This window comes from Mycobacterium sp. (genome assembly GCF_032162105.1).
Taxonomy (GTDB): Bacteria; Actinomycetota; Actinomycetes; order Mycobacteriales; family Mycobacteriaceae; genus Mycobacterium.
In genome coordinates, this window is sequence record NZ_JAVRPS010000284.1 from 1 (window position 1) to 3,781 (window position 3,781).

The 3,781-nt window shown below is 67.2% G+C and carries 4 protein-coding genes; 1 reads left to right on the top strand and 3 read right to left on the bottom strand.

What is annotated here, in order from left to right:
* Nucleotides 1–481: aquaporin (locus QOC69_RS14680; protein WP_526440704.1), on the bottom strand; the 481-nt coding region annotated here is incomplete at its 3' end.
* Nucleotides 482–1,166: 685 nt separating this feature from the next.
* Between QOC69_RS14680 and QOC69_RS14685 the strand changes: the two genes are divergently transcribed.
* Nucleotides 1,167–2,804, top strand: a complete 1,638-nt coding sequence (locus tag QOC69_RS14685; protein ID WP_526440706.1) for a GAF domain-containing sensor histidine kinase — start codon at nt 1,167–1,169, stop codon at nt 2,802–2,804.
* A 122-nt stretch (nt 2,805–2,926) separates the two neighbouring features.
* Here QOC69_RS14685 and QOC69_RS14690 read toward each other — a convergent pair whose 3' ends face one another.
* Nucleotides 2,927–3,076, bottom strand: coding sequence for a hypothetical protein (locus QOC69_RS14690; RefSeq protein WP_526440709.1), 150 nt, complete (start codon nt 3,074–3,076; stop codon nt 2,927–2,929).
* Between the two features lie 288 nt (nt 3,077–3,364).
* The coding region (locus tag QOC69_RS14695; protein WP_526440711.1) for an NAD(P)/FAD-dependent oxidoreductase at nt 3,365–3,781 on the bottom strand (417 nt) is incomplete at its 5' end.

Below are 3,781 nucleotides of genomic sequence, written 5' to 3' on the forward strand. Positions count from 1 at the left end.
TCGCCACGTTCAGTACGACATAGCACAGCGCGAAGGTGAACAGCAGCTCAACGACGAACGCCGCCAACAGGGTTGGGCCGGTCAGAGTCAGTGTCGCCGGCGCGGCGGTTTGCATCGGATCGATGACGGCGCGCACCAGAAGTGCCGCGATCAGCCCGGCAACGATCTGGCTCAGCCAGTACCCGACCGCATCACGCACACCGATCCGGCGCCGTATCAGCGCGGCCAACGTCACCGCCGGGTTGTAATGCCCACCCGAGAGATGCCCACCGGCATAGATCATCACCATCAGCACCGCACCGATGGCCAGCGGGGCCAGCGCGCTATGGCCGGCCACTGCCGCGCCAATGGTGACCACCAGAAAGAACGTCCCGATCGCCTCGACGGCGTACTTCACGGGGGTTCGAGTCCCCGCACTCACTTTGACGGCGGCGGCGTCGGTGACCGCGCGAGTTGATGGTTTGGAAGTGGCTGTGTGCATGACTCCCAATCGTTGCGGTCGCGAAACCGTGGGTCGTCACCATTAACCCCCAACTCCGACTGGGCGTCAGCGCGCTACGGATATGGGTGCCAGCTGGATTGACTCGCGCGCTCGGGTGCCCGGCGGCTTTGCTGACAAGCGCTGGGGCACTAAGGCACCGATCATGCGGCGGGCCGTCACCCGCCGGTCGGCGAGAACACCGGATCGAGCACGACCGGATCAGCCGGCCGCGGAGCTGAAGTGGAAGGGCGCGGTCATGGTGGTTGGGGCGTGACGTGTCCGGCGGGCTTTGGGCGGAGAACTGCTTCCCATCCAGGTCTCCTGGTCGGTCTGAAGCGGGAGTGCCGTGTTTGCCGGAGGGAGCATCGGCCGCGCCTGCGCTGGCGGGATGGATTTCTCGGACGTGCGGCAGTGGCGTCGCTCTCGCGACCGCGGTGGCCCGCAACGGCGTCCCGACGGGCACAGCACCAATCGCCACAGTGACGTTCGCCGCGGCACGGCGTTGGTCGGATGGTCCTTCGAGCCGGCGCGTCGACCGCGAGGGCTACGGCGACCACGTGTTTGCGGACGCCGACGGGTCGTTTGCCACCAGTGGAGGCAGGTGCGCGGCCGACACTTTTCTGGAATGATTCCAGATTATGACGGCGTCGAGGGAGTCCACCGTGCGTGCGAGTGAGCTTGTGTCATGACCGTGACGGCGAAGCAGCCATCAGAGCATGCCGGCTGGTTGTCCATGCCCTGGGAGATCTCCGCGCGGGGTCCTTCCTGGACACATGCGGCGTCCACCTCGATGCGCGCCGTGGTGTCGTTGCTGCTGCGCCCGACTGCCCTGCCGCGAGCGCTCGGGCTCGTCGTCGCCGTGTCGGTGATCGTGGTGGAGTCGGGTTTGGTGTACCTGTTCAAGCAGGCGGCTCCCGGGAGCGCCTTCGGCGTAGTTTTTCTGCTTGGCGTACTGGGTGTCTCGATCGGGTGGGGATGGGGCCTGGCGGTGACGATGGCGGCGGCCAGCGGGGTGGCCTTCGACTACTTCCGGCAAATGCCCGCCGACTTCGTTCCCTCCGAGGCTCAGAACTGGGCCGCAATCATCGTTTTCCTGGTCGTCGCGGTGTCGGCGAACACCGTTGCCGGGCTAGCGAGGGCGCGTGCCGACGAGGCAGATCAACGTCGCCGTGAGGCCGATCGCGCCTTCGCGCGGGCCCGCGTGCTCGCCGAGCAGCAAGCCGCGTTGCGACGGGTGGCGACACTGGTCGCGCGGGGGAGCGCTGCGTCCGAGGTGTTCTCCTCGGTCGCGGTGGAGTTGGCGCGGTGCCTGGGCGTGTGTGTCGCGACTCTGATCCGCTTCCAGGCCGACGGCACCTCGATCGTGGTTGCCGCCCACGACGAGGGAGGGTCGCCGACGATGCTGGTCGGTGAGCGCTTTGCGGTAGAGGGTGACAATGTCGCAGCCATGGTGCTCAACACCGGCCGCGCCGCCCGGCTCGACGATCATGACAACGCTTACGGCCCAGCCGCCGCGCGGATTCGTGAGCTTGGCCTGCGCTCGGGAGTCGGAGCGCCGATCGCGGTCGGCGGGCGCCTGTGGGGCGCAGCCGTTGTCGGTTCGTCGCGATCTGAGCCGTTGCCCGTTGACACCGAGGCGCGCGTCGAGGACTTCGCCGACCTGGTGGCGACTGCGATCGCCAACGCCGAGAGCCACGCGCAGCTCACCGCATCTCGGGCCCGCATCGTGGCGGCCGCCGATTCCGCCCGGCGCCGCTTCGAACGCGATCTGCATGACGGCGCCCAACAGCGGCTGGTCTCCCTGGGACTCGCGGTCCGTACGGCAGAGACGTCGGTACCGCCAGAACTGCGCGAGCTCAAGGAGCAGATCTCGCACATCGCGACGGGCTTGGCCGGCGTTTCGGAGGACCTCCGAGAGATCTCGCACGGGATCCATCCCGCAATCGTGTCCAGAGGCGGACTAGGTGCTGCGCTCAAGACGCTGGCTCGCCGCTCCGCGGTCCCGGTCGACCTCGAGGTCGGTGTCGACCTACAGTTGCCGGAGTGTGCCGAGGTGGCCGCGTACTACGTCGTTTCCGAAGCGCTCACCAACGTCGCAAAACATGCCCAAGCCTCCGAAGTCAACGTGCGCGTCGAAGCCGACGAGGCCAATCTGCATCTCTGGATTCGAGACGACGGACTCGGAGGAGCCGACAGCGGCAACGGGTCCGGACTCACCGGACTCATCGACCGCGTCGAGGCGATCGGCGGCACGCTTGAGATCTCCAGCCTCCCGGGAAACGGGACGTCGCTGATCGTCAAGATCCCGCTCGAAGTCCGCTGACTGGGTCGGTTTATCCCAGACCAGGAAGCCGGCGCCGGCGTCGCCCCATCAAGTGTGGGTAACGCCGGCGCTGGCGGACCCGACGCCGATGTCGGGAACCGAAACCCGTTGCGCCGTCGCGGTTAGCGTCGTGCGGTATTGCCGGTCCCGGCAGTAAGCAAGTCGGGCAACGCACTGCCCAGGGCGTGTAGGTTCGTCTCGAGGGCATAGGTGCGGTCGCCGGTCCAGTTGGCGATGCCGCCCCAGTGTGCCGCGACGATGATGTCGGTCAAAGTCTGTGCATCGTGTCGGGTTGCTCGCTTCACCGCGGGTGATGCTCGTGGCCACCGGGCAGCCCTACATCTGTCGCCCCGCTCCTTTCGAAGCGCTCGTCGACGGACCGCTACCAGACGGCCCTGCCGCACGCGTGTCCAGGCGTACGTGGTCGGCCGCGGGCAACACGGGACCGAGTAACCGAGTACTGGAGAACAGTCATAGCCGGAGTGCGCGAGTGTCGGGCGTCATGGCCGGACGCAGGATCACTGCCTTTGCGATGACGGTTTCATCGGTGCTCGTGGTTGTCACGGGTGAAGCCCGATGGCGGTGTGGACGAAGCGGACTGCGCTGGCCCCTTCTCCGATGGCCGATGCCACACGCTTGAGTGACGCCACGCGGACGTCGCCAGCGGCGAAAACGCCTGGCACGTTGGTCTCGAACGGAAGAGGTTTGCGGCCAAGCGCTGTCCAGGTCGCGCCGAGACTGGTCGGGTCGAGTTGGACGTCGGTGGGGATGAAACCGGCGGTGTCCAGGGCGACCTCGGTGAGCCAGGTGGTCGCTGGCTCGGCCCCGATGAAGCAGAACAGGCCCTGACACGGCTGCTCGATCGTGTCGCCGGTTGCGGTGTTGGTGAGGGTGACGCGGTCCAATGACGCGGTGCCGGCCAGCGCGGTTACTTCGGTCGACAGCGCGATGGTGATCCTGGGGTCGGATACCAGACG

Coding starts and splice junctions, on each gene's coding strand:
- QOC69_RS14685 (WP_526440706.1), top strand. CDS start 1,167: ATGACCGTGACGGCGAAGCAGCCATCAGAGCATGCCGGCTGGTTGTCC.